Source organism: Saccharothrix tamanrassetensis (assembly GCF_014203665.1).
GTDB classification, from domain to species: Bacteria; Actinomycetota; Actinomycetes; order Mycobacteriales; family Pseudonocardiaceae; genus Actinosynnema; species Actinosynnema tamanrassetense.
In genome coordinates this window covers 1-24,550 of record NZ_JACHJN010000014.1, presented here as the reverse complement: position 1 = coordinate 24,550, position 24,550 = coordinate 1, and the positions used below count along the sequence as shown (strand labels likewise).

Below are 24,550 nucleotides of genomic sequence, written 5' to 3'. Positions count from 1 at the left end.
CGGCCCGCCGCCCCTCCGCCGCGAGCGACTACCTCGCCAACAGGTCCCGCAGCGCCTTCACCACCTCGGCCGGCGCCTCCTCGGCCATGAAGTGCCCGCACGTCACGGTCCGGTGCACCAGGTCGTCGGCCCAGGCGCGCCACAAGCCCTCGGCGTCGAAGCCCAGCGCCGAACCCCAGTCCTGTTGCAGCACGGTCACCGGCATCCGCAGCCGGTTGCCCGCCGCCCGGTCCGCCTCGTCGTGCTCGACGTCGACCGAAGCCGACGCCCGGTAGTCGGCCACGATGGACGGCACGGCCGCCCGTGACGCGGCCAGGTACCTGGCGCGGACATCGGCGGGGATGGCGTCCGGATCCCTGGTCCAGATGTCCAGGAAGTGGCCGAAGAACGCGTCCGGCGCTCCCGCGATGAGCGTTTCCGGCAGGTCCGGGGCCTGTGCCATCAGGTACAGGTGGAAGCCCACGGCGGCGCTGCGGCCGCGCATGACCTCCCACATGTCCAACGTCGGCAGCACGTCCAGGGACGCCAGGTGGGTGACCGCGTCCGGGTGGTCCAGCCCCGCGCGGACGGCGACCAGCGCGCCCCGGTCGTGCCCCGCGAGGGCGAAGCGGTCGAAGCCGAACGCGCGGGCGACGGCCACGGTGTCGGCGGCCATGGTCCGCTTGTCGTACGGGCCGTCGGCGGGCTTGTCGCTGTCGCCGTAGCCGCGCAGGTCGGGGCAGATGACGGTGTGGTCGGCGGCCAGGTCGGCGGCCACGTGCCGCCACATCAGGTGGGTCTGCGGGAAGCCGTGCAGCAGCACCACGGGGCTGCCGGAGCCGCCGACCGCCACGTCGAGCTGCACGCCCTCGGCCACGGTGACGCGCTGCTGGTCGAATCCGGTGATGGTCACGAGTGTTTCCTTTCGGGTGATCTGCGGACGAGCCTGACCGGCCCCGATCAGCAACCGGTCAGCGTCCGCCGGCACCGGCTCTGACCAGCGGGTTAGGCTGGTGGTCGTGGCGGTGGTCTTCGGGGTGCTCGGTCCGCTGGTGGCCGAGGGCGGTCGGGGGCCGGTCGACCTCAAGGGGCCCAGGCACCGGGCGGTGCTGGCTCGGCTGCTGGTCGCCAAGGGCCGGGTGGTGCCGGTGTCGTGGCTGGTGGACGACCTGTGGGAGGACCCGCCGGTGGGCGCGGTGGGCGCCATCCAGAGCTTCGTGTTCACGTTGCGCCGCGCGCTGGAACCCGACCGGCCGCCCCGCACCCCCTCCGGCCTGCTGGTGACGGCCGCGCCGGGCTACGCGCTGCACGCCGGGGACGCGGTGGACGCGGTGCGGTTCGAGGCGGCCGTCGAGTCGGCCCGTGACCTGCTCGCGGCGGGTGACGCCGGGTCCGCGCTGTCCGTGCTGGACGACGCGCTGGCGCTGTGGCGGGGACCGGCGTACTCGGAGTTCGCCGAGGAGGCTTGGGCGCGGGGCGAGGTGGCGCGGCTGGACGAGCTGCGCCTGCTCGCCGTGGAACGCCGGGCGGAGGCGGTGCTCGCGCTGGGCCGGCCCGCCGAGGCGGCGGCCGGGCTGGAGGCCCACGTCGCCGGCCGGCCGTGGCGGGAGGACGCGTGGCGGCTGCTGGCGCTCGCGCTCTACCGCTCGGGACGGCAGGCCGACGCGCTCGGTGCGCTGCGCCGCGCGAAGCGGGCCTTGGCCGACGAACTGGGCGTCGACCCCGGGCCGGAGCTGCGACGGCTGGAGGCCGACATCCTCGGCCACGCCCCGCACCTGTCGGGCGAGCCGGTGCGGGCGCCCGTGCCGCAGGTCGGGTTCGATCACCCGTTCGTGGGACGTGCGGCGGAGGTGGCCCGGCTGGAGGACGCGGCGGCGGACGTCCTCGCCCGCGGGCGGCTGGGGCTGGTGCTGGCCGCGGGTGACGCCGGCGCGGGCAAGACGGCGCTGACCGAGGTCGTGGCGCGGCGGCTGGCGGACCGGGGCTGGACCACGCTGTGGAACCGCAACCAGGAGCACGACGGCGGACGGTTGCTGCCCGACGCCGTGGCCCCGCCGGGCGATCCGGCCACCCGGCGGCACCGGGCCGTGGTCGACCACCTGTCCACGGTGGATGGACCGGTGCTGCTCGTGGTGGACGACCTGCACTGGGCGGGCGACGAGACGTTGACGCTGCTGGCGTCCCTGGTCGCGGAACGGCTCGCCGCACGGGTGCTCGTCGTCGGCACCTACCGGACCACGGAGATCTCCGCCGGCCTGGGCGAAGCGCTCGCCCGGTTCGCCCGCGCCGAACCGACCCGGATCCACCTCGGCGGCCTGGACGGGCCGGCTGTGGCGGAACTGGTCCGCGCCACCGCCTACCGGGACGTGGACGACGCCACCGCGCGGGTGGTCCACCGCCGCAGCGGCGGCAACCCGTTCTTCGTGCGGGAACTGGCGCGGCTGCTGGACGACGAGGGCGCGCAGGTGCTGTCCGCCGTGCCCGAGGGCGTCCGGGACGTGATCCGCCGGCGCGTCGCCCACCTGCCCGAACCCGCCCGGCAGGTCCTGCGCCGAGCTGCCGTCATCGGCCGTGAGGTCGACCTGGACCAGCTGATCACGCTGTGCGGTGACGAGGGCGCGGTGCTCGACGCGGTGGAATCCGCGCAGCTCATGGGTTTCGTGACCGAACGCGGCCCGGACGAGGTGCGGTTCGCGCACGACCTGGTCCGCGACACCCTGTACGCCGACATCCCACGGTCACGCCGCGCCCGGTGGCACGCCGGCGTCGCGGAAGCCGTCGAACGCGTCCGGCCCGACGACGTGGACACGCTCGCGCACCACTTCCTGCGAGCCGAGAGCCGTGCGACGGCCGCCCGAGCCGCCTACTACGCCCGTGCGGCGGCCGAACGCGCCGAACAGCGCTTCGCCCCGCACGAGGCGGCCCGGCTGTGGCGGGACGCGATCGCCGCGCACGACCGTTCGGGGTCGGACGACGTGCGGACCCGGCTGCGTTCGACGATGGGCATGGTCCGGGCGTTGGCCGTCACGGGTGACCTGGCCGCTGCCCGCCGGCACCGTGCCGAGGCGCTGACCGCTGCCGGGGAACTGGGCGATCCGGAGCTGACGGCCGCCGTCATCGGTTCGTACGACGTGCCCGCGATCTGGACCGGCAACGACGACCAGGCCATGTCGGACCACCTGGTGGAGGTCGCCGAACGCACCCTGGCCGCGCTCGACCCCGGCAACCTCGCCGCGCGGTGCCGGCTGCTGGGCACGTTGGCGCTGGAACTGCGGGGCACGACGGGGGGACGCGGGCGGGAGGCGGCGTGCGAGGCCGAGGCGATCGCCCGCCGGCTGGACGACCCCGCACTGCTGGCGTTCGCGCTCAACGGTCGGTTCATGCAGTCCTTCGAACGCGCGGGTCTCGCGCCGCGGCGTGCCGCCATCGGGCACGAACTGCTGGCGGTGGCCGGTCGGCACCGCCTGGTGTCGTTCGAGGTGCTGGCCCACCTGATCCTCATCCAGGCGCACGCGGCGCTCGGCGAGTTCGCGGTCGCCGACGGGCACGCCGCGACCGTGGACCGCATCGCCGAACGCCACGAGTTGCCGCTGGTCGGCGTGTTCACCGAGTGGTACGCCGCGCTGCGCCTGGCCGTGACCGGTCGTGACGACGAGGCGCGTGCCGCCTACCGCACGGCCGGTGCCCGGCTCGGCGGCACCGGGATGGCCGGCCTGGAGGCGGGCATCCTGCCGTTCGCCCTGCTGTGCGTGGACGTCCGCGCCGGTCGCACGCCGGAGGAAGGCGACTGGGGCCCGTACCGGCCCTGGGCGGACGCGCTGAGGCTGCTCGCGGACGGGCGGCGGGAGGAGGCCCGTGCCGCCGTGCGGGACTCACCGCGCGATCTGCTCTACGAGGCGCGGACGTGCCTGACCGCGATCGTGGCCATCGGGGTCGACGACCACGCGCTGATGCGGCAGGCGTACGACGGGTTGCTGCCGGCGGCCGGCGAACTGGCCGGGGCCGGCAGCGGTCTGCTGACCCTCGGCCCGGTCGCGTCATATCTGGCCGACCTCGCGGTTGCGCTCGGTCTTCCGCAAGACGCCGAACTGCACCGCCGGCAGGCGCGGGAGCTCACCGACAAATGTGCGCGGCGGTTATGCCCGCACGAAATCGCGAGGGCCTGGCGAGCCCCCGCGATCCGCTCCGGCCGCATGTCCGGTCAGGCGGGTGTGTAGGTCAGGCAGTTCGCGGCGTGGCCGCCGGTACCCGGTCCGACCCGCACGTCGGCCGCCGAGCACTCCAGGCTGGAGTTGAACACGCAATCGGTGCGCGAGCACGCGCCCACCTGCGTGACGACCTTCGGCAGGCCGCCCTTGCGGGACAGCGGGATGAAGGTGCCGCAATCGGCGGCCCCGTTGACGCCGCTGACCGTGATGGCGTACGCGTGACAGCCGTCGTGGGTGTTGTACGAGCAGCCCGCAACGGTGCACTCGGTGACCGCGGGCATTTCGGTGGTGGTCATGGCCGTCCTCCTGGATCGGCTGGTTCGGGCATTTCGAAGATTGCCACCGGCAATCCATGGTCGCAACACGGGAGCAATTAGGTAAGGCTAACCACTGCGGTTTTCCGGAAATGTTTTCCGGGGTTCTCCCGGAGGTTTGCGGGCGGTTCGGGCCGGTGTCCGGGCGCGACACACCGCGGGCGCTCGCCGTCCGAGTGGCGGTTGGCCGGCAGGGTGAGCGGGTACACACTTTCGACGGTCGCTGGATCGGGTGCTCGGATACCCGGCGCGCGCGGTGGGGGAGTAGGAGCAGTGGTGGAGGAGCGCACCGTCGCGAGCCGTTACCGGCTGACGGACCGGATCGGCGCGGGCGGCATGGGCGTGGTCTGGCGCGCCGAGGACACCCGGCTGCGCCGGATCGTCGCGGTCAAGGAGGTGTTGAACCCCAACGGTTTCGACGCGGACTCGGCCCGGCGCGCGGTGCGCGAGGGGCGGATCGCCGCCCGGCTCCAGCACCCGAACGTCATCGCGCTCTACGACGTGGTGGAGGACGAGGGCCGGCCGTGGCTGGTCATGGAGTACCTGCCGTCGCGCAGCCTGGCGTCCATCCTGGCCGACCGGGGCACGCTGCCACCCGACGAGGTCGCCCGCATCGGCCGACAGCTCGCGGCGGGCTTGGCGGCCGCGCACGAGGCAGGCGTCGTGCACCGGGACGTCAAGCCGGGCAACGTGCTGGTCACCGAGTTCGGCACGGTGAAGGTCACCGACTTCGGCACCTCCCGGGTGGCCGGCGAGGGCACGCTCACCGGGTCCGGCCTGCTCGTCGGCACGCCCGCGTACCTCGCGCCCGAAGTCGCCAGGGGTGGCGAGGTCGGGTTCCCGGCCGACGTCTACGGGGTCGGCGCGTCGCTGTACGCCGCGCTGGAGGGAACGCCGCCGTTCGGGCTGGACGGCAACCCCATCGTGCTGCTGCACCGCGCGGCGGAGGGCAAGTACCCGCCGCCGAAGAACGCCGGCTCGCTGGAACCCGTGCTCACCCTCCTGCTGGACCCGGAACCGGACAACCGGCCGAGCATGGCCGAAGCCGTCCGGATGCTGACCGAGGACTCCACCGACCCGGCCACCGTGTTCGCGTCGGCCCTGCCCGTCGCCGCCGCCACCCGCATCGTCGTGCCGCCGGCACCTCCGGCCGACCCGCCGGAGCCGGCGCAGTCCGACCCCCAACCCGATCCCCGATCCGACCCGCAGGCCGACCCGCAGGCCGACCCACCGCCCGAGCCGCCCGTCGAGGCCCCACCGGGCCAGGCTCCCGTCGCCGACGCGCCACCGGCCCCGGCGGCGGACGTGCCACCGGCTCAGGCGCCCGCACCGGACCACCCCTCGGCTGACGGCCCGTCCGGAGCCGACCGCACGACTGCCGTGGTGCCACCCGTAGCCGACGAGGCCGACAGCCAGACCAGGGCGGACCGCACGACGGCCGTCGTCCCGCCCGTGGACGGCCGGCCCCATCGCCCCACCGCGGCCACGCTGCCGGCCGCCCCTCCGGTGTCCCCGTCGCCCACCGACACGTCGGCGGCGGACACGCCGGCCCACACGCCACCCCCGCCCGCCGACGACCCGTCGGACTCGCCCGAGGCGAAGCGGAAGCGGCTGGTGCTGCTCGGAGTAGCCATGGTGGCGGTAGTCGGCGTGGTGGTGCTGGTGCTGGTGCTCAACCGCGACAACGGCCGGTCACCGTCGGACCAGGCGTCCGACACCGGCACGCTCCAGACCACCACGACGGCCGAGCAGACCGCCGGTGAGAACCCGCCGACCGCACCGTCGCCGACCACCGGCGAGCAGGCGACGACCGCTACGACGACTCCGCCCACCACCACGCCCGTCACGACCTCCGCCCCACCCCAGCCGGTCGGCCCCGACCAGGCGCTGATCGCCTACTACTCCCTGCTGCCCGGCGACACGAGAGCCGGCTACGCCCGCCTCACCGACGCGTTCAAGGCCGCGAAGGCCGGGAGCCTGGCTGACTACCAGCAGTTCTGGAGCGACAAGACCGCGCGGGTCTCCAACGTCCAGGCGAACGGCGAGCAGGTGACCGCCACGGTGACGTACACGTTCACCAACGGCGGAGTCCAACAAGAACAGCACCGTTACACGCTGGTCCGGGTGGGTGACGGCTGGGCGATCGACACGCAGGTGACCATCGGCTGACGCCCCGCAGGGGAGTGCCGCTGGTCGCAGTCCGCGCCGGACGCTGCCGCACGCGACCATGCACAGACCCGTCGACCCGCGGGCCGACGAAACGCGGACTCACCCCCCGGGTGTGTGCGCGGCCGTCGACTGGGGAATCCTCGGCGACATGTTCGGCGACAGCGGCTTCCTCTCGCCCGGTTGGGCGGACACCGATCTGGACACCCTGCTGGACGACCGCGCGTGGCTCACCGCGATGATCGCGGTGGAAGCGGCGCTGGCCCGTGCCCAGGCGAGGATCGGGATGGTCCCGCCCGACGTCCCCGAGGCGATCGCCGCCGTCGACCCGGACCGGTTCGACTGGCCCGCGCTGGTGGCGGGCGTGCGGGCGAGCGGCAACCCGACCGTCGCCTTCGTCGGTCAGTTGACGTCCATCGTGGCGTCGCAGCACCCGCGGGCCGCCGAGTACGTGCACCGGGGCAGCACCAGCCAGGACATCCTGGACACCGCCACCATGCTGATCTGCCGCACGGTCCTCGACCGCGTGCGGCAGGACCTGCGCCGCGTCGCGTCCGCCCTGGCCGGCCTGGCGTCCACCCACCGCGACACCCTGATGGCCGGCCGCACGCTGACCCAGCACGCGGTGCCCATGACGTTCGGGCTGAAGGCGGCGGGTTGGCTGAACGCGGTGCTGGACTGCCTGGACCGCCTGCACGGCCACGTCCTGCCGGTGTCGCTGGGCGGGGCGGCGGGCACCCTGGCCGGGTACCAGGAGTTCACCGAGAACGCCCTGGACCTGGTCGAACCGTTCGCCGCCGAACTGGGCCTGGCCGCGCCCCCGCTGCCGTGGCACGGGGCCCGCGCGCCGGTCGCGGAGACCGGGAGCCTGCTGGCGCTGGTCACCGGCACTCTGGGCAAGCTGGCGTCGGACGTGGAAGTCCTGTCCCGCACCGAGATCGGCGAATTGACCGAGCCGTCCGCGCCGGGCCGCGGCGGGTCGTCCGCGATGCCCCAGAAGCGCAACCCCGTCTACACCACCGCGATCCTCACCTCGGCCCGTCAGGTGCCCGCCCTGGTGTCCGTGCTGCACCTGAGCATGGTGGTGCCCGACGAACGCTCGGCCGGCGGCTGGCACGCGGAATGGCAGCCGCTGCGCGAGTCCCTGCGGCTGACCGCCGGCGCGTGCCGCAACGCCGCCGACCTGACCGAAGGCCTGACCGCCCGCCCGGACCGGATGCTGGCCAACCTGCGCCTGACCGGCGGCGCGATCGTCTCGGAACGGCTGACCGCCGTGCTGACCCCGTTGCTGGGCAAGGCGAAGGCGAAGGCGGTCCTCACCGAGGCCACCACGGCGACCGCCGACCAGCCCGACCGGCTGCCCGACGCGCTGGCCGACCTGCTCGACGACGACCCGGAACGCTGGCGGGCCCTGTGCGACCCGGCCGGCTACCTCGGGGCGTCCCGCGAGCTGACCGACCGGGCGCTGGCCCGTCACCGCGAACACGACCGCTCGACCAGCCCTCGGCAGTGACCGCCCGCGCCTTCGACGACCCGCCGCCCGCCGCCGCGCCCGGACTGCTCCTCGGCCTCGGGCGGGGCATCACGGTCTCGGCGTGCCGCGCCGAGTGACGCGGATGAGCACGTCCCGGCCGGTGCGGGAGGGGATGTCGAGCCGGCCTCGGTGGTCGCTCCGGTCCGTCGGCCGGGCGGTTCCGCCGGAGCTGCGATCGACCGGGATCGAGGTCGACCGGTTCGCATCGGCAGGGCAAGTGGTCGATGATCGGTGCTCCGGAGGAGCCGCCACGCGTGGGCCGGCGTCCGGCCGACGAGAGGAGCACCGTCATGACCGACCGCGGCGACCGGATCGTGGCCGTCCTCCAGGACGCGTTCGAGGACCTGATGTCGGCGGATCCGGCGGCGTTCCGGCACAAGTTCCGGAAGATGGCGGCCGAGCCGTTCGCGTTCTACCGGGGTAGCGCCTGCCTGTTCTACGCGGACATGGCGGAGGAACCGGACGAGTGGGCCGACCGGCGGACCGGTCGGGTGTGGATCCAGGGGGACCTGCACGCGGAGAACTTCGGCACCTACATGGACGCCCAGGGCAAGCTGGTGTTCGACGTCAACGACTTCGACGAGGCCTACCTCGGGTCGTTCACCTGGGACGTCCGGCGGTTCGCGGCCAGCATGGCGCTGCTCGGCTGGCGCAAGGCGCTGCCCGACCACACCATCACGGACCTCGTGCGCACCTATGTCGCCGCGTACGTCGCCCAGGTGCGGTTGTTCGCGCGCCACTCCAGCGACGAGCTGTTCAGCCTGCGCCTGGACACCACGGAAGGCGTGCTGCGCCAGGTGCTGCTGCGTGCCCGGCTGGCCACCCGCGTCGGCCTGCTCGAGGAGAAGACCGTGATCGTGGACTACGAACGCCGGTTCCGCCGCGACCGTCCGGGCACGCGCGAGTTGGACGAGGGGGAACGGGCCGTGGTCGAGCGCGCGTTCGAGTGCTACCTGGACACCATCCCCAGCGGCAAGCGGGCCACCAGCAGCCTGAGCTACGCGGTGAAGGACGTGGTGGGGCGCAGCGGGTTCGGCATCGGGTCGGCCGGGTTGTCCGCTTACAACGTGCTGGTGGAGGGCCGGACCCAGGCGTTGGAGAACGACGTGGTGCTGTCCATGAAGCAGGCGAACGTGGCCGCACCCAGCCGGATCGTGCACGACGACCGGATCCGGGCGTACTTCACCGACCACGGCCACCGCACCGCCGTGTCCCAGCGGGCGTTGCAGGCCCACGCCGACCCGTGGCTCGGGCACACCCGGATCGACGGCGTCGGGTACGTCGTGGCCGAACTGTCCCCGTACGAGACGGACATGGACTGGTCGGACCTGACCGAACCCGCCGACATGCTGCCCGTGCTGGGTTACCTGGGCCGCGCCACCGCGAAGATGCACTGCGTGTCCGACTCGGACTCCGAGCAGACCCTGGTCGACTTCCAGAGCGAGGAGGCGATCGCCTCCGCGATCGGTGACCGGGAAGCGGAGTTCACCGACGACATGGTCGCCTTCGCCCTGCGCTACGCCGAACGCACCCGCGAGGACCACCGCCTGTTCGTCGAAGCGTTCCGCGACGGCCGCATCAGCGGCGTGGAGTCGACGGCACCGGCCACGCCACCCGTCGCGTGAAGTGCAGCGACACCGCGACCACCACGAGAACCGCAACGAGCCCGCCGACCACCATCACCTCCGACGGCGAGCCGCGGTCCACGACCACACCACCGGCCAACGCCCCGATACCGATCGTCGCCTGGAACGAAGCGGTGAACAGCACCGACGCCGCCTCGGGAGTGTCCGGCGCGGACTTCGTGAACCACGTCTGCGAGCACACCGGAACAGCCCCGTACGCCACTCCCCAGACGACGAGCAGGACCAACGCCCCGACTTCGTCGCGCCCGGCGACGGGTAGCAGCAGGGTCGACCCGGCGAGCAGCGCCGCGCTCGCCCCGAACGTGGCCCGGGGGTACCGCGCGACCCGTGCCCCCGCGAGGAAGTTGCCCGCGATGCCCGCCGCGCCGTAGACCAGCAGGAAGACCGTGACCACGCCCGAGCCCGCGTGCGTGACCTGCTCCAGGAACGGCGTCACGTAGGTGTAGGTGCCGAAGTGGGCCAGCACGATCAGGAACGTCACCAGCAGCCCGACCCTGGTGTTCGTGGCGCGGAGCACGGCGCGCAGCACGTCGAGCCGGGTGGCGTGCACGGCGGGCAGTGGCGGCACCACCGCCGGCAGCGCGGCGAGCACGCCACCGCTCAACACCGCGAGAACGACGAACGCGACCCGCCACCCGGCCAGGTCGCCGATGAACGTCCCCGCCGGCACACCGAGCACCGATCCCAGTGGCACGGCGGCGAAGATGACCGCCGTGGCACGGGCGGCCGACGCGGGCGGCACCAGCCGGCCGGCCAGGCTCGCGCCGATCGACCAGAAGCCGCCGATGGTGATACCCACCAGGACCCGTGACACCAGCAGGACCCAGTACGCCGACGCGATGGCCGCCAGGACGTTCGCCAGCGTCAGCAACAGCATGAACGCGCACAGCACCAGCCGCCGGTCCACCCGCGCGGTGGCGACGGTGAGCGCCGGTGCGGCCAACGCGGCGAGGAACCCGGGCAAGGTCATCATCAGGCCCGCCGTCCCGTCCGAGACGGCGAACTCGGCTCCGATCGACGTCAGCAGCCCGATCGGCAGGATCTCCGTGGTGACGATGGCGAAGATGCCCGTCGTCACGGACAGGACGGCAAGCCGTCCTTTCCCGGCTGACGGATCGGCGGCGGCGGTGGTGGCGGTGGACATGGCTCCACCCCACCAGCCCCGCCGTCGGGCGTCTGGCAAGTTCGAGACAGCAACGTGCGGCGACGTGCGAGGGAACCGCTGCGTCGACCTCGCCCTGGTGTTGATCTGCGGCCCGCGACGGCTGCCGCGTGGTGTTCCGGGAGATGTGCCTGGCCCACGGGTTCGACCCGAGGATCACGCACGACGCCGACGTGGACACCGCGCGGGAGCGGCTGGTGGTGGGCGGCTACGGCGTCGGTCTCGTGCAACCGACCCGACCGGCCCGGGAGGGGTTGACCATCCGGCCGCTGGTTGGCACGCCGATGTCGGTGCGGCACGTGCCGGCGTGGCGCGAGGACGGCCCGTGCGCGCTGCTGGTCCGGGAGATCGGCGACATCGCCGGCGCGGCGTACCGGCGGATGGCCGACAAGCTGGTGATCCTGGACTTCGGGGCCACCTGGTGCCGCGCTGCCGGCGGATGAAGCCGGTGGTCGAACGGCTGGCCGGCCAGTACGGCGGCCGGTTCCTGCTGGGCGAGGTCGACGCCGACCGCAGCCGGGACCTGATGACCCGGTACAACGTCCGCTACCTCCCGACGCTGGTCCCGGTGCGCGACTCGGCGGAGCTGCCGAACTCCCGCCTGATCGGCTACCCCGGCGAGGCGAAGCTCAAGGCGTGGATCGACGCCCGGCTCGCGAAGGGCTGACCCGCGGCGTGGGCGCGGGAACCCCGCGTCCACACCGTCGACCGGTCCGGTCGGCCGCCCGTTCGACGGGCTGCTTACAAGCCCCTTACGACTTCCCGCCGCCGTCTCCCGGTGGTAGCCGGTTCCGCCAGACTCGACCGCAGGGCGGTAACGGAGGTAGGCACTTGAACACGAAGTGGCAGGCGGCGGTCGTCTCGGTCGCGCTCGTGGCCGCGATGACCGGCACGGCCGGTGCGGAAGGCGGCGGCTGGCAGCGGGTGGCGGCTCCTCCGGTGGGTCTGGAGTACCTGCTGGACGACGTGTCGGCCGTGTCGTCGGACGTGGCCTACGCCGTCGGTTCGTCGGAGACCGGGGGCGGGCCGGTCCTGCTCCGGTGGGACGGCGCCCGGTGGTCTTCGGTGGGGGACCTTCCCGCGACGGCATCACCCACCCTGCGCGCGGTCCACGCACGGGGCGACCGGGTGTTCGCGGTCGGCCAGGACTACGTCGGAGGGCTCGCCAGGCCGTTGCTGCTGGCCCGTGACGGCAAGTGGGCCAAGGCGATCGGCACCGCGCCGGCCGGCGCGCAGGGCAGGCTCGCCGATGTCGCGGCGGTGTCCGACACCGTCGTGTGGGCGGTGGGGCGCGAAGGTTCGGGGCTGGTCGAACGCCCCGTCGCGCACCGGTGGAACGGCGTGGCGCTGGAACGCGTGGTGCTGCCCGCCGAGGGCGACTATGCCCGCGCGGAAGCCGTTTCGGGCGAGTCCGGCACGGACGTGTGGACCGTCGGCACGGAAGGCGGCCTGGCCGGCGCGCGGTCCCGGGGGCTGTCGTGGCGGTGGAACGGGAGCGGTTGGGCCTCCGTGCCGGTGCCGTCCGGTGGCGCCCACCAGGTCGAGTTGACCGACGTCGTCACGGCGGGCGGCCGGGTCTGGGCCGTCGGCCGGGCCGACGCGCGACCGCTGGTGCTGAGCTGGTCCGGCCGCGCCTGGGAACGGGTGGCCGTGCCGGCCGCTCCGGCAACGAGGATCAACGCCGCCACCGACGACGGCCGAGGCGGCCTGTGGGTGGCGGGGGAGACCGAGGACGGTCGGGACGCCAAGCCGTTCATCGCCCGCTACGGCGCGGGAGCGTGGACCACGGCGTCCACTTCGGACGACCTGTCCCACAGCGCCATGCGCGGCATCGCGGAGGTTCCCGGCACGACCACGGTGTGGGCCGCCGGAAGGCATTTCCGGACCGGCTCGTACTGCTCCGGTTGTCGGGCGACGATCGCCGTCACCGGGTGAAAAGGTGGCGGACCTCTCCGTGGGCGAGGTCCGCCACCCCTCCGGTGGTCCTACGCGATGAGCCGCACGCAGGCGCTGGAGATCCAGCCCTTGAGGCCCTTCAGGAAGCCGCTGTCGATGGTGGCGTACTGCGCGCTGCCGTCAGTGCTGCCGAAGTGCACTTTGAGCGCCGTGTCCCGGTTGGGAGACACGTGGTAGTCCTTCAACCGGCCGTTGTCGAACGTCTTGTAGACGTCGCCGAACGAGCAGCCGACCACCGCCGGCGCCGTCGCCCCGGCCGCCCGGACGACGCGGGCGCCGGCGCCCGCGGCCATCGCGGTGCCGGACGCCACGCCTTGGTCCCCGTCGAACTGGTAGTGCACGCCCAGGTAGACGCGGCTGCGCGCGTTCTCCGCGGCAGCCGCGCTGAAACTGCCGAACGTGCGGGTGACACCGGGTGCGAACGGGTCCTCGGTGGTGGCGGTGAAACCGATGTCGTCGGTGCCGAAGAACGACTTCATGGCACCGGCCCACGCGCCGCCGAACGTGGCGTGCCCGGAGGTGTAGGCGGGGAACGGAGGGGAGAACGGGGTGCCGTCGTCGAGCTTGGACAGCGGGCGCCAGTTGGGGTCCGGCACGGTCGCCGGGTTGCCGTCGGTGTCGGCCAGCCGGATGGCCGACTCCGGCCGCCACAAATCGATCTCGGTCTCGTACTTGCGGTCCCAGGACACGATTCCGGCGTCACCCATGGCGAGTCCGACGAGGGCGAACAGCCGCGCCTTGTCGGCGAGCCCCAGCCCGCGCTGGTCCGCCACGATCCGGGTGTGCGCGTAGAGCTGGCCCGGCGGCTTGTAGGTGCCGTCCAGGTCGTTGGCCCAGAAGTGCGCGATCCGGGTCTGCTCGGCGGTGCGCGTGCTCGACGTCGCGCTGCCGAGCGACTTCACCTCGTTGACCTGCGCGGCGTACTCCGGGCTGGCGAGCAGCGCCGACATGGTCGGGTGGCCGGCCGGGTGCGGTGGTCGGAACTGCGCGCCCGAGGTCGCCGTGAACGGCTTCACCTTGCCCCAGTTGGGCGTGGCCGCGTTGCCCGATCCGGTGGGCCGCCAGTGCCCGGGCTGCGGGACGGGCTGGTACGGGGTGTTGTCCGCCGAGCCGTCCCCGGTGCGGTCGGCGACGATCGCGGCCGCCGCCGCCTGGCCCAGACCGGTCCCGTTGCCGGTGTCCGCGCCGGCTCCGACGAGCGCTCCGGCGAGTTCGTCGGCGAAGTCCTGGCCGGGGAACGCCGCCGTCAGCGCGTCGTGCGCCGCGTAAGCGACCGCGTGCCGCACCGACGCGTTCGGTGCTTCCGCCTTGTACACATAGGGTTGGCCCACAGTGGTGATCGAGTTGACCGCGTCGTAGATCGCGGCGTGCATGATCGCCCCGCCCCTGGCCAGCGGACCGGGCGCTCCGCCGACGGTCCGGTAGGTCGCCAGCAGGACGTCGTTCCAGTACAGGACGGGGTCGCTCGCGGGTGCCGCAGCCGCCGGCTGTGCCAACGCGCCGAGAGTGCCCCCCAGAGTCAACGTCGTCACGGCCACCAGGCCGAGCCGCCGCCGTGCCGTCAACCGGCTCATCTCTCTCCTCGTGTCGCATCCCTCCTCCCCACCGGCCGGGCGCGCGCACGATCCCCCCGTGCGTCGAGGTACCAGCCGTGGAACGGGTGCCGGCATCGCCGGCCGAGGAGCGCGGAGAACCGCGTCAGTGATCATCACCACGGCGCGGGCGCGGCAGGGAGGGCAAAGCGGACAGCGACCGGAACCGGCCACCCGCTGAGAACCCCTTCCGGGCAACGACGAACGCCGTTCCGGGACGACCCCGCCGGGGCGTCCCGGAACGGCGCGGCGTCAGATCCAGCCCAGCCGCGCGGCGGCAGCGCCCAGGGTGAGCCGGTTGCTCGCGCCGGCGCGTGCCGCGAGCTTCTCCATGTGCCGCCGCACGGACCGCGAGCTGAGCCCGAGCACCCGGGCGATCGAGTCGTCCTTGAACCCCTCGGCGGCCAGTCGCAGGATCCGCCGCTGCACGGCGGTCAGCCCGCCGGCGGGCCGGACCCCGTCGTCCGCCAGCGGAACCGCCCTGTCCCACAAGTGTTCGAAGTAGTCCGCCAGCAGCGACGACAGCACCGGTGTCCGCACCACCAGCGCTCCGGTCGCCAGCCGGACCACGGCCACGTCGTCCACGATCAGCAGTTCCGCCGGCGGCCGGCCGGCGAGCACCCGCACCTCGTCGTCGTGCGCGATGTCCTGTGCGGCAAGCGCGTCCGCCCCCTCGGTGGGCAGGGCGCAGATCGTCCGGCGCCGCACGCCGATGAGGGCACCGCGGTCGGCCTGGGCCGATGCGGCGACATCACCGGTCAACCGGCGGTATTCACGTCGCGCGCCGAGCACCAGATCGCGCTCTAAAGCCGCGATCTCGCCATCGTCGTGCACGGCCGCCACCGCGCCCGTGTGCCCGACCCGCGTGCAAGATCTTCTCGCGTATGGCAAAACCAGCTCGGTAGACATCTCGAACCCCCCGTGCGCTCATCCCCGACACGCCGCTGCCCCCAGTGGTGCGTGTGATCACGAGACTATGCGCGCCGGAGGGCAACGTCCACGAGTACAACGAAACCCGTCCGTCAACCATGGTCGTGAACACCCGGAAGGTTCTGTCCACAGTGGATTCAGATGGTGGACAGCAGCACTAAGCCGACTGTGACGACCGCGACGCCGACGGCCGTGGCCCAAGGACAGCCGCGTTGCCAGGCGGCGATGCGGCGCGTGTCGCGCGGGCCGCGCGGTTCCGCCGCGGAAAGCCGGCAGGCCAGGGCGAACACACCGAGACCGGCCAGCCACACCAGTCCGGTGCCCGCGAGGGCGGCCCCGAAGCCGGTCACGGCCGGCGCCCCAGCAGCGGGCCGACCAGGCGGCGGATCTCCGGCGACGGGTCGAGCCCCAGTTCGGCGCGCAGCCGGTGCCGGTACCCGGTGTACTGCCGCACGGCCTGGGCCGGGTTGCCGTCGGCCAGGTGCAGCTCGATCAGCACCCGGTGGGCGCTCTCCCGCAGCGGGTCGCTCTGCACGGCCGCCGTCGCCGCGTGGTGGGCCCGGTGGTGGTCGCCGGCGCACCGGAAGCGGTCGCTGAGGGTCTCCAGGGCGCGCAGCCGCGCCTCCCGCCACCAGTCCTGCTCGGCGGTCAGCCACGGCTGGTCCCAGTCGGGCAGCAGGTCGGCTTTGAGCAGGGCGAGCGCGTGCGCGTCCGGGAGCTGGTCGGAGGCCGCCGTGGCGAGCCGGCGTGCCAGGTGGAAGTCGACCAGGACGCCGGGGCGCAGGCGCAGGGTGTCGTCCGCGGTCTCCACCAGCGGCCCGGTCGGCTTGGCCAGTCGCCACAGGGTGGACCGCAGCGAGGCCGCCGCGCGACGGGCGGTCGCCTCCGGCCACAGCAGCGCGGCCGCCGTCGTCCGGTTCACCGCCTTCTCCCGGATGGCCAGCAGCGCCAGCAGCCTGCGCGCCGCCGGTATGACGTGCAGCCGACCGTCGTCCAGCCCGAATCCGTCGAGCAGGCGCAGGGTGAGGGTCGGGGTGCAAGTGTCGGTCATCTGGCGACCCATCGCTTTCTCAAGTGCATGTCGAACGCATCGGATGCCCACCCGGCGGCCGGACACACCACGATCCGGTGTTTTTCGCCCGGCCCTACCAGCGGTGGTGACGCGGCGGTGACGCGGACGCGCCGGGACCGTCACGAGCGCTTCCTAACGTCTGGGCTCCCCGAAGCGAGGAGGCGACATGTTCCTGCACACGAGCAAACTCCAGTTCGAGGCGAAGCCCACCGCGCCGGACGCGCACTACGCGCGCAAGCTGCAAGAACTCATCGGCGGCGCGTTCGGCGAGATGACCGTGACCATGCAGTACCTGTTCCAGGGGTGGAACTGCCGGATGGAGGGCAAGTACAAGGACCTCATCATGGACGTGGCCACCGAGGAGATCGGCCACGTCGAGATGATCGCGACCATGGTCGCCCGGCTGCTGGAGGGAGCGCCCTCCGACGTGACGGCGAAGGCGGTGGCCGACGACCCGGTGGTGGCCGCCGTGATCGGCGGCATGGACCCGCAGCAGGCGATCGTCAGCGGCGGCGGCCCCACGCTGTCCGACAGCAACGGCGTGCCGTGGAACGGGCGGTTCATCGTCGCCAGCGGCAACCTGATGGCGGACTTCCGGGCCAACGTCGCGGCCGAGGCGCAGGGCAGGTTGCAGACCGCCCGGCTGTACAACATGACCGACGACCCCGGCGTGCGCGACATGCTGAAGTTCAACCTGGCCCGCGACACCGCCCACCAGAACATGTGGCTGGCGGCGATCGAGGAGCTCCAGGAGGACGGCCTGGAGGGGCCGATCTCGCCGAGCGCGCTGTTCGACGAGGAGCACCAGGAGCACGCGGGCACCATCTGGCACAACTCCGACGGCCCGGCCGGGCAGGAGGGCCGCTGGGCGTCCGGACCCGCGCCGGACGGCACGCACGAGTTCTCCTACGTCACCGACCCCCAGCCGCTGGGGGACAAGGCGTCCGCACCGAAGCCCGACCCCCTGCTGTACTCGACCAGCCCGGCCAACCTCGGGCTGATCGAGAAGGCCATCCGCAAGCTCACCTGACCACCGGTCGGCGCGTGTCGCCCCCGACCGGGGCGGCACGCGCCCGTGCAGCGAGAGGAACGCTCGAATGACCGGTGTGCCGGTGGAGGTCCGGCCGCGGCTGGTGACCCGGCTGCGCTCGGCGGCCGTCGTGATGGGGCCGGCGTTCGTGGTGGCGGTCGCCTACGTCGACCCGGGGAACTTCGCCACCAACATGGCGGGCGGTGCGAAGCACGGCTACCTGCTGCTGTGGGTGATCGTCGGCGCGAGCCTGCTGGCGATGTTCATCCAGTACCAGTCGGCGAAGCTCGGCGTGGTGACCGGCCGCAGCCTGCCGGAGCTGTGCCGGGAGCACTACCCGCGCCCGGTGACCGGGCTGCTCTGGGTGCAGGCCGAGCTGGTCGCCATGGCCACCGACCTGGCCGAGTTCGTCGGCGCGGCGGTGGCGCTGAACCTGCTGTTCGGGGTGCCGCTGCTGCCCGCCGCGCTGATCACCGCCGTGGTGTCGGCGGGCATCCTGGCGCTCGCGCCGCTGCGCCGCCGCAGGTTCGAGTCGGTGATCATCGGTCTGCTCGCGATCGTGCTCGGCGGGTTCCTGTACCAGGCGCTGCGGCTGGGTCCGCCGACCGGCGCGGCGGCCGGCCTGGTGCCCGGCTTCGCGGGCGCGGACAGCGTGCTGCTGGCCACCGGAATGCTCGGTGCGACGGTCATGCCGCACGTCATCTACCTGCACTCGGCGCTCACCCGGCACCACCACGTCAGCGACCCGGGGGCGCGGGCCAGCGCGCTGCGGGCCGGCCGAGCCGACATCGTGGTGGCCCTGGGGGTCGCCGGGCTGGTCAACGTGAGCATGCTGGTGGTGGCGGCCGGGGCGTTCCACGCGACCGGGTCGCCGGGGGAGTCGCTGGAGGACATGCACGCCGGGCTGGGCGACCTGCTCGGGCCCGGCGCGGCGCTGGCGTTCGCCCTGGCGCTGCTGGCGTCCGGCCTGGCCGCGTCCAGTGTGGGCACCTACTCCGGCCAGATCGTGATGGAGGGCTTCCTGCGCCGGCGCATCCCGCTGGCGCTGCGCCGACTGCTCACCATGGCTCCCGCACTGGCGGTGCTGGCGTCCGGGGTGGACCCTACGAAGGCGTTGGTGCTCAGTCAGGTCGTGCTGTCGTTCGGCATCCCGTTCGCCCTGGTGCCGCTGGTGCTGCTGGGTCGGCGGGCGGACGTCATGGGCGACGCGGCCGACCGGCGGGCCACGACGTGGATCGGCGCGGCGGGTGCGGCGGTGATCTCCGCGCTGAACCTGTTCCTGCTCGTACGGACCCTCACCGGGTGACAGTCCGATATCGGTCCTCCCCGCAGAAAGTGTGCGAATCGGAAAGACGGGTAGCCACCCACCGGGTCCGACTAGGAAGAAGGAGACGGTCATGACTAACGCAAACACCGGGTCGGTCCGGAATTCGCACCCGGTGAGAATAGCTGCGATGGCGGTTGCCGCGGTGTTCCTGCTGGTCGGAATCCTGGGCTTCATCCCCGGTGTGACCACCGACTACGACGGCATGACGTTCGGCGGTCACCATTCCACCGCGATGCTGCTGGGCGTGTTCCACGTGTCGGTCCTGCACAACATCGTGCACCTGCTGTTCGGTGTGGTCGGCTTCGTGATGGCACGCACGGTCGCGGGCGCGACCGCGTTCCTGATCGGCGGCGGCGCGGTCTACCTGGTGCTGTGGCTCTACGGGCTGATCATCGACTTCGACAGCGCCGCCAACTTCGTCCCGCTGAACACCGCGGACAACTGGCTGCACCTGTTCCTGGCCGTGGGCATGATCGGGCTCGGTCTGGCCCTGCGCCGGAAGCGGACCGTCTGACCGAACCGACCACCACAGGGCCTCGTCCGTCAGCGGACGAGGCCCTACGTGTTCACGGCAGTGACGGCGGCGTGCGCGAGTCGACGCTGATGTCCTGGTTGGACGGCCCACGTAGGACCAGGGTGGGGACTTCGGTCTCTTGTCCGGTCAGCGAGGTGGGCGCATCCGGCGCACGATGCGGGCGGCGTTCGATGGTGTCCGCCGTGGACGGAGTCGCCGCAGTCGGAGACGCCGCGGTCGGCCTCGCCGACCAGGCGGACCGCCGCCCACACCAGCTCTCCGGCCTCCGCCGCCAACGCGTCGACATCGCCCGTGCCCTGCCCACGCCGGCCCGGTGACCGCCTCGGTCGCCGGGCCGGCCTGCGCTTCAGCAGAACCTTCACCGCATCGGGGACAAGTGTGATCCGCCCGATCGGGGAAGCGTCGTGTCCGCAATTTTGCGGGTTCACCACGTAGGGTCTGTTGTCACCGCAAGCATCGTGAGGCAGGAGCACCCGGACCGTGGCGAAGACCGTCGACCCCGCGCGCGTCGAGCAGGAAGCGCGCACCCGTTTCGCCGAGATGGGAGCCGCCGGCCCGGCGGCACGCGACCAGCGCGGCGTCGACCACGAGCCCCCGGCACGGTACGTCGAGATCCTGCGCCGCGCCCGGTTGATCGCGATCAGCGACGGGCTCGCCGAGGCCGTCATCGCCCGGCTCGCGGAGAAGGGGGTCCGGGTCGCGGTCGACCAGGTCAGGGTCGATCCCGCCGAGAACGACGAGCAGGTCATCGCCATCGCGGGCACGGTCGGCGGAGTCGCGGCGGTGATCCCGATCCGTCCCGGAGCGTCGGTCCTGCGCGCCTACCCGGCGGGCCCGGACCTCGTGCTCGCGGGTGAGCCGCTGGCGACCGTCGAGTTGTCCCCGAAGGAGTCCGACCGCTGGGTGGGCGCCGCCGCGATCGCCGACGCCCTGGCCGACCACCTCCGGTGACCGCTCACGGGCGGGGTCGCCAGCGCTTCCACAGCGCCGTCGCCCCCGCCCGCGTCTTGCCGTCCCACACCAGTTCCACGTCCACGGTCATCCGCGCCTCGGACGCCTCCCGCACCGACGCCCGCAGTTCCACCGGGTCGCCCAGCGGCGACGGCCGCAGGTAGCGCACGTCCAGACCCGCTGTCACGTACGACAGCGCGGCGTCACCGAGGGGCTTCCAGCCCTGCCGGTCGGCCTCCAGCATCACGGCGGCGGCACTGTGGCAGTCCAGCACCGTGCAGATGATGCCGCCGTTCAGGAACCCCAACCCGTTGTCGTGCTCCGGCCACGGTGTGAACGTCGCGGTCACCACGCCGTCGTCACCGGGATAGCTGCGCAACCGCAGGCCCTTGGCGTTCGCGTGACCGCAGCCGAAGCACGGCAGCTTGGGGTAGAGGCGTTCCTGAATGCTGTTCACGAGCGTTCACATTAGGCGGATGCGGCGGTCGATTCGCGGTCAGGCGGCATCGACGAGGTGCGCCACCTCCTGCCGCCTGACGTCCGGGTCGTTGAAGTAGGCGGTGTGGCCGACGGCGGTGGAGGTGAGCAGCCGTGAGCCCTGGATCTGACAGGTCAGGCCGACCGCCCACGCGTGCGGGGTGGCCGGGTCGTGCTCGCCGCCCACCACGAGCACGTTCGCCGCGCCGCGCACCAGGACAGGTCCCCACGGGTTCGCCGGTCGGATGGGCCAGCCGGCGCACCCGGCCTGGATGTCCCACGCCTCGACGTGGCCACGGGTGACCGGGGCGAGTCGCCGGGCCTCCCGCTGCCGGGCGGCCAGGTCGGCGAAGCCGCGGACGTCGCTGGGGAAGTCGTGGCACGCGATGACCCGGTAGGCGGCCTGCGAGGACGACGGTCGGCCCACGAACATCGCCGCGTCCGGCTCGGCGGCGGTCGCGTCGCGGAGGCCTTCGGCCAGGTGCGGCCACGTCTCGGTCATGTACAACAGCTCGTACACGCCGTACCCGATCCGCTCGGCCGTGACGCCGTCCGGTGCGCCTTCGGCGGGGATGTTCTGCCGTTCCGCGCGGTCCTGGAGGGCGCGGTACTCGGCGAGCACGTCGCGCCCGTGCAGTGCGCAGGACTGCTCGGCGGCGCACCACTCGGCGAACCTGGTGAACACGTCCTCGGTGCTCCTGGCCTCGTCGGAGGCCATCCGGCGCGACCCGATCGTGTGGTCCACAGCCCCGTCGAACACCGCCGCACGTACCCGGTTCGGGAACATCTTGGCGTAGGTCGCGCCCAGCAGCGTGCCGTAGGACAGGCCCAGCCAGCTCACCTCGTCGGCGCCCAACGCCGCACGCACCGCGTCGAAGTCACGGGCCGCGCTGACGGTGTCGACGTGGTCGATCAACGGCCCGGTGGCCTGCCGGCAGGCGTTCGCGACCTCCCGGTTGTACGAGACCAGCCGCTGGTACTGCTCCGGCGTGCGGGGGAACTGAGTGGTCTTCGGGTCCGTCGGCGGCTTCGGGCACGTGATGGCCGGCACGCTCTCCCCGACTCCGCGCGGGTCGACGCCGACGATGTCGAACCGGTCGCGCAGGTCCGGTGGGAACACCTCGGCCAGGTAGTCCCGCACCAGCGGCACCGCCGGTCCGCCCGGTCCGCCGGGGTTGACGAACAACACCCCGATCCGCCGCGCCGGATCGGCCGCCTTCACCCTGGACACCGCCACGGTGATCCGTTCACCACCCGGCCGGGCCCAGTCCAACGGCACCGCGACCGAGGCGCACTCGGCCCCTCGCTCGCCGCACGCCCGCCAGTCCGGCCGGCTCCGCTCCGCCTGCGCGACGGCGGGCACGGCCGCCACGGCCACCCCCACCACCACGGCCAACACCACTGCTCTGCTCATACCGTCCCCTCGGTCGTCCGAATCGTGGCGATCATGGTTCGCGGTCGGGTCACCCGGCGTCGGACTTCGGGATGAAGGCGGGCTCATCCCGACGGCCTACCGGTGTGCACGCCGCGGATCGGGGAATCCCGCGTACATGGACGAGGATGGACTGCCACCACGTGCCCCGCCGCGCAGCGCGTTGACGCTTCGGCTGTGGCTGGCCGGTTTCGGCATCGTGCTCAACGGCGGGGCGGCCCTCCTGCTCGCGCGGGCCGGGTTCACGTTCCTCGCGGTGGTGCTCGCCTTGATCGCCGTCGGGCTGGTGGTGGACCTGTTCTGGGTGGTCCACCGCAAGCGGCGCGGTGATCCGGGCTGAGGACGCGGGTTCGGGGTGTGAATCGGGCAAAACGGGTAAAGGGGGTTCATGACGACAGGTCGAGTGGCAGTGTTCGCGCCGTCCCCGCAGTTGACGGTGACGGTGGAGGAGTTGGACGGCGAGCCTGACATCCACATCCACGCGGGAGGTCAGGGGGTGTGGCAGTCCCGGATGATCCGATCCCTGGGCGTCGAGGTGGTGCTCTGCGCGGCCCTCGGCGGCGAGACGGGTCAGGTGCTGCGGCAACTCATCGGGGTGGACCTGAAGGCCCGGGACGTCGTCGCCCGCAACGGGGCGTACGTGCACGACCGCCGCGACGGCGTGCGGGATCCCATGGTGGTGATGCCGGCGGACTCGCTGTCCCGGCACGAGTTGGACGACCTGTACGAGATGACCCTGGTCGAAGCGCTGCACGCGGGCGTGGCGGTGCTCAGCGGACCCGCCGAGAACGACGAGCCGGTGCCGGACTCGGTCTACGAACGGCTGACCAGGGACCTCGGCGGCAACGGCTGCCAGGTCGTGGTGGACCTGTCCGGCGGGCGGCTGGCCGCCGCGCTCGCGGGCGGTCCGGCGGTGGTGAAGGTCAGCCACGAGGAACTGGTGTCCGACGGGTTGGCCGAGTCCGACTCGCTGCCGGACCTGGTGAAGGCGTGCGAGCAGGTCGCCTCCTCGGGCGTCGGTTCGGTCGTGGTGTCGCGGGCGGCGGAGGAGACCCTGGCGATGATCGACGGCGGGTTCTTCCTGGTGGAATCGCCGCGCCTGTCTACAGTGGACACGCGTGGCGGCGGTGACTCGATGACCGCCGGGCTGGCGGCCGGGCTGGCGCAGGGCTTGTCCGTCGAGGAGTCGCTCAAGCTCGGCGCGGCGGCGGGCGCGGTGAACGTCATGCGGCACGGGCTCGGGTCGGGCAGCGGGGACGTGGTGCGGGAACTGGTCGGACGGGTGCGGCTCAAGCGGTGGGAGGACGACAGGTGAGGGTGCTCATCACCAACGACGACGGCATCGACTCGCCCGGGTTGGCCGCCCTGGCGCGCGGTGCGGTGGAGCACGGGTGGACGACGGTGGTCGCCGCGCCCGCGCGGGAGTCCAGCGGTACCAGCGCGGGCCTGACCGCCGCCGAGGACGAGCGGCGGGTGAAGGTGGAACGCCGGGAACTGGCCGGACTGCCCGACGTGCCCGCATACGCGGTCGCCGCGCACCCCGCCTTCATCGCCCTGGTGGCTTCTCAAGGCGCGTTCGGCGGCGCCCCGGACATCGTGCTGTCCGGCGTCAACCGAGGCGCGAACGTCGGCCGTGCGGTCCTGCACTCCGGAACCGTCGGCGCGGCGCTGACCGCCGCCATCAACGGTGCGCGCTCGATGGCCGTGTCGCTGGACGTCGGCCTGGAACCGGAGGCGGAGCACTGGGCCACCGCCGTCGCGGTGGCCACTGGCCTGTTCGACCGGCTGGCCGCCCTGCCGCCCGGCGCGACGCTGAATCTCAACGTGCCCAACCTCCCGGAGGCCGGTGCGCCGCGCCGGGCTTCGCTGGCCGAGTTCGGCGCGGTCCGCAGCCGGGTCAAGGAGACCGACGACGGCTCGATCACGCTCGCCTCGATCGTCGTCGAAGGCGACCTCCCGCCGGGCAGCGACGCCGCCCTGCTCGCCGAGGGCCACTCGACCCTCACCCCGTTGCGGTCGGTGGCCGAGGATCCGGGCCTGGAGTTCTAGGGCGGTCGCGGGTCTCGGGAAACCGCCGACTCCCTGGAGCGTTCGCGCCGGCTCGCACACGGCGCCTCTGGCGCTCCGGCTGCGCTTCTGCGCAGACGTGTGCTTCGTGTTCTCCCCGTACGGCCTGGGCGAAGCCCGACCGCGCTTGGGTTGGTGGTGCAAGCACGCTTCACCGCTTGCACCACCAACC

23 protein-coding genes and 1 pseudogene are annotated in these 24,550 nt (G+C 72.9%); 15 read left to right on the top strand and 9 right to left on the bottom strand.

From position 1 onward, the window contains the following. Nucleotides 1-28: 28 nt before the first annotated feature. Nucleotides 29-892 (bottom strand): alpha/beta fold hydrolase, encoded by an 864-nt coding sequence (locus tag FHS29_RS32970; protein ID WP_184697912.1) that lies wholly within the window; start codon nt 890-892, stop codon nt 29-31. A gap of 106 nt (nt 893-998) precedes the next feature. Here FHS29_RS32970 and FHS29_RS32965 point away from each other — a divergent pair, with 106 nt between their 5' ends. Next, nucleotides 999-4,196, top strand: coding sequence for an ATP-binding protein (locus FHS29_RS32965; protein WP_312865206.1), 3,198 nt, complete (start codon nt 999-1,001; stop codon nt 4,194-4,196). On the opposite strand, the gene FHS29_RS32960 is transcribed toward FHS29_RS32965, so the two are convergent. Beyond that, the gene (locus FHS29_RS32960; RefSeq protein WP_184697909.1) at nt 4,181-4,483 is read right to left on the bottom strand and encodes a DUF1540 domain-containing protein; all 303 of its coding nucleotides are present in this window, start codon (nt 4,481-4,483) and stop codon (nt 4,181-4,183) included. The genes FHS29_RS32965 and FHS29_RS32960 overlap by 16 nt on opposite strands. Before the next feature lie 294 nt (nt 4,484-4,777). On the opposite strand from FHS29_RS32960, the gene FHS29_RS37330 reads away from it, so the two are divergent. The 3 genes from FHS29_RS37330 (at nt 4,778) to FHS29_RS32945 (ending at nt 9,826) form a co-directional block, all read left to right on the top strand. Beyond that, nucleotides 4,778-6,670, top strand: a complete 1,893-nt coding sequence (locus FHS29_RS37330; protein WP_312865205.1) for a serine/threonine-protein kinase — start codon at nt 4,778-4,780, stop codon at nt 6,668-6,670. Between the two features lie 148 nt (nt 6,671-6,818). Continuing rightward, a complete protein-coding gene (pcaB, locus tag FHS29_RS32950; protein ID WP_184697906.1) occupies nt 6,819-8,180 on the top strand; it encodes a 3-carboxy-cis,cis-muconate cycloisomerase in 1,362 nt (453 codons plus the stop codon). Between the two features lie 311 nt (nt 8,181-8,491). Continuing rightward, entirely contained in the window at nt 8,492-9,826 is a 1,335-nt protein-coding gene (locus FHS29_RS32945; protein ID WP_184697904.1) for a DUF2252 domain-containing protein, read from the top strand. On the opposite strand, the gene FHS29_RS32940 is transcribed toward FHS29_RS32945, so the two are convergent. Further along, entirely contained in the window at nt 9,780-10,991 is a 1,212-nt protein-coding gene (locus FHS29_RS32940; protein WP_184697901.1) for an MFS transporter, read from the bottom strand. The genes FHS29_RS32945 and FHS29_RS32940 overlap by 47 nt on opposite strands. A gap of 128 nt (nt 10,992-11,119) precedes the next feature. Here FHS29_RS32940 and FHS29_RS37325 point away from each other — a divergent pair, with 128 nt between their 5' ends. The 3 genes from FHS29_RS37325 (at nt 11,120) to FHS29_RS32925 (ending at nt 12,944) form a co-directional block, all read left to right on the top strand. Next, nucleotides 11,120-11,452 (top strand): hypothetical protein, encoded by a 333-nt coding sequence (locus FHS29_RS37325; protein ID WP_246441120.1) that lies wholly within the window; start codon nt 11,120-11,122, stop codon nt 11,450-11,452. Next, nucleotides 11,449-11,676 (top strand): thioredoxin family protein, encoded by a 228-nt coding sequence (locus FHS29_RS37320; protein WP_184698336.1) that lies wholly within the window; start codon nt 11,449-11,451, stop codon nt 11,674-11,676. Before FHS29_RS37325 ends, FHS29_RS37320 begins: the two co-directional genes overlap by 4 nt. A gap of 164 nt (nt 11,677-11,840) precedes the next feature. Further along, the gene (locus tag FHS29_RS32925) at nt 11,841-12,944 is read left to right on the top strand and encodes a hypothetical protein (RefSeq protein ID WP_184697899.1); all 1,104 of its coding nucleotides are present in this window, start codon (nt 11,841-11,843) and stop codon (nt 12,942-12,944) included. A gap of 50 nt (nt 12,945-12,994) precedes the next feature. Here the strand turns inward: FHS29_RS32925 and FHS29_RS32920 are convergent, their stop codons facing one another. The 4 genes from FHS29_RS32920 to FHS29_RS32905 all read right to left on the bottom strand — a co-directional run bounded on the left by FHS29_RS32920 (nt 12,995) and on the right by FHS29_RS32905 (nt 16,538). Then, on the bottom strand, nt 12,995-14,539 hold the full coding sequence (locus tag FHS29_RS32920) for a vanadium-dependent haloperoxidase (protein WP_184697896.1): 1,545 nt from the start codon (nt 14,537-14,539) through the stop codon (nt 12,995-12,997). 270 nt (nt 14,540-14,809) lie between these two features. Continuing rightward, nucleotides 14,810-15,391, bottom strand: coding sequence for a helix-turn-helix domain-containing protein (locus tag FHS29_RS32915; protein WP_184697893.1), 582 nt, complete (start codon nt 15,389-15,391; stop codon nt 14,810-14,812). A 233-nt stretch (nt 15,392-15,624) separates the two neighbouring features. Further along, nucleotides 15,625-15,837 (bottom strand): hypothetical protein, encoded by a 213-nt coding sequence (locus FHS29_RS32910; protein WP_184697890.1) that lies wholly within the window; start codon nt 15,835-15,837, stop codon nt 15,625-15,627. Further along, nucleotides 15,834-16,538, bottom strand: a complete 705-nt coding sequence (locus tag FHS29_RS32905; protein ID WP_184697887.1) for an AfsR/SARP family transcriptional regulator — start codon at nt 16,536-16,538, stop codon at nt 15,834-15,836. The genes FHS29_RS32910 and FHS29_RS32905 overlap by 4 nt, the downstream gene beginning before the upstream one ends. Nucleotides 16,539-16,725: 187 nt before the next feature. On the opposite strand from FHS29_RS32905, the gene FHS29_RS32900 reads away from it, so the two are divergent. The 5 genes and pseudogenes from FHS29_RS32900 to FHS29_RS32880 all read left to right on the top strand — a co-directional run bounded on the left by FHS29_RS32900 (nt 16,726) and on the right by FHS29_RS32880 (nt 20,402). Continuing rightward, a complete protein-coding gene (locus FHS29_RS32900; protein ID WP_184697885.1) occupies nt 16,726-17,589 on the top strand; it encodes a manganese catalase in 864 nt (287 codons plus the stop codon). Between the two features lie 67 nt (nt 17,590-17,656). Then, on the top strand, nt 17,657-18,895 hold the full coding sequence (locus FHS29_RS32895) for an Nramp family divalent metal transporter (protein WP_184697882.1): 1,239 nt from the start codon (nt 17,657-17,659) through the stop codon (nt 18,893-18,895). A 148-nt stretch (nt 18,896-19,043) separates the two neighbouring features. Then, nucleotides 19,044-19,430: a DUF4383 domain-containing protein gene (locus FHS29_RS32890; protein WP_376774497.1), complete on the top strand. Its 387-nt coding sequence runs from the start codon at nt 19,044-19,046 to the stop codon at nt 19,428-19,430. Nucleotides 19,431-19,663: 233 nt separating this feature from the next. Continuing rightward, nucleotides 19,664-19,750 (top strand): annotated as a pseudogene (locus tag FHS29_RS32885) (ABC transporter ATP-binding protein); the annotation flags it as partial. A gap of 181 nt (nt 19,751-19,931) precedes the next feature. After that, nucleotides 19,932-20,402: a hypothetical protein gene (locus FHS29_RS32880; protein ID WP_184697876.1), complete on the top strand. Its 471-nt coding sequence runs from the start codon at nt 19,932-19,934 to the stop codon at nt 20,400-20,402. A 4-nt stretch (nt 20,403-20,406) separates the two neighbouring features. On the opposite strand, the gene FHS29_RS37920 is transcribed toward FHS29_RS32880, so the two are convergent. Together FHS29_RS37920 and FHS29_RS32870 are read right to left on the bottom strand one after the other, a co-directional pair. Further along, a complete protein-coding gene (locus tag FHS29_RS37920; protein ID WP_184697873.1) occupies nt 20,407-20,859 on the bottom strand; it encodes a PaaI family thioesterase in 453 nt (150 codons plus the stop codon). 39 nt (nt 20,860-20,898) lie between these two features. After that, nucleotides 20,899-22,293 (bottom strand): alpha/beta fold hydrolase, encoded by a 1,395-nt coding sequence (locus tag FHS29_RS32870; RefSeq protein WP_184697870.1) that lies wholly within the window; start codon nt 22,291-22,293, stop codon nt 20,899-20,901. A 136-nt stretch (nt 22,294-22,429) separates the two neighbouring features. Between FHS29_RS32870 and FHS29_RS32865 the strand changes: the two genes are divergently transcribed. From FHS29_RS32865 to surE, 3 genes are read left to right on the top strand one after another with little or no spacing between them, the layout of a single operon-like run. After that, a complete protein-coding gene (locus FHS29_RS32865) occupies nt 22,430-22,651 on the top strand; it encodes a DUF6343 family protein (protein WP_184697867.1) in 222 nt (73 codons plus the stop codon). 48 nt (nt 22,652-22,699) lie between these two features. Then, on the top strand, nt 22,700-23,626 hold the full coding sequence (locus tag FHS29_RS32860) for a PfkB family carbohydrate kinase (protein WP_184697864.1): 927 nt from the start codon (nt 22,700-22,702) through the stop codon (nt 23,624-23,626). After that, nucleotides 23,623-24,360, top strand: coding sequence for a 5'/3'-nucleotidase SurE (gene surE / locus FHS29_RS32855; protein ID WP_184697861.1), 738 nt, complete (start codon nt 23,623-23,625; stop codon nt 24,358-24,360). Before FHS29_RS32860 ends, surE begins: the two co-directional genes overlap by 4 nt. The last annotated feature ends 190 nt before the right edge of the window (nt 24,361-24,550 follow it).

Coding starts and splice junctions, on each gene's coding strand:
- FHS29_RS32960 (WP_184697909.1), bottom strand. CDS start 4,483: ATGACCACCACCGAAATGCCCGCGGTCACCGAGTGCACCGTTGCGGGC.
- pcaB (WP_184697906.1), top strand. CDS start 6,819: ATGTTCGGCGACAGCGGCTTCCTCTCGCCCGGTTGGGCGGACACCGAT.
- FHS29_RS32945 (WP_184697904.1), top strand. CDS start 8,492: ATGACCGACCGCGGCGACCGGATCGTGGCCGTCCTCCAGGACGCGTTC.
- FHS29_RS32940 (WP_184697901.1), bottom strand. CDS start 10,991: ATGTCCACCGCCACCACCGCCGCCGCCGATCCGTCAGCCGGGAAAGGA.
- FHS29_RS37320 (WP_184698336.1), top strand. CDS start 11,449: ATGAAGCCGGTGGTCGAACGGCTGGCCGGCCAGTACGGCGGCCGGTTC.
- FHS29_RS32920 (WP_184697896.1), bottom strand. CDS start 14,539: ATGAGCCGGTTGACGGCACGGCGGCGGCTCGGCCTGGTGGCCGTGACG.
- FHS29_RS32905 (WP_184697887.1), bottom strand. CDS start 16,538: ATGACCGACACTTGCACCCCGACCCTCACCCTGCGCCTGCTCGACGGA.
- FHS29_RS32900 (WP_184697885.1), top strand. CDS start 16,726: ATGTTCCTGCACACGAGCAAACTCCAGTTCGAGGCGAAGCCCACCGCG.
- FHS29_RS32895 (WP_184697882.1), top strand. CDS start 17,657: ATGACCGGTGTGCCGGTGGAGGTCCGGCCGCGGCTGGTGACCCGGCTG.
- FHS29_RS32890 (WP_376774497.1), top strand. CDS start 19,044: ATGGCGGTTGCCGCGGTGTTCCTGCTGGTCGGAATCCTGGGCTTCATC.
- FHS29_RS32870 (WP_184697870.1), bottom strand. CDS start 22,293: ATGAGCAGAGCAGTGGTGTTGGCCGTGGTGGTGGGGGTGGCCGTGGCG.
- FHS29_RS32865 (WP_184697867.1), top strand. CDS start 22,430: ATGGACGAGGATGGACTGCCACCACGTGCCCCGCCGCGCAGCGCGTTG.
- FHS29_RS32860 (WP_184697864.1), top strand. CDS start 22,700: ATGACGACAGGTCGAGTGGCAGTGTTCGCGCCGTCCCCGCAGTTGACG.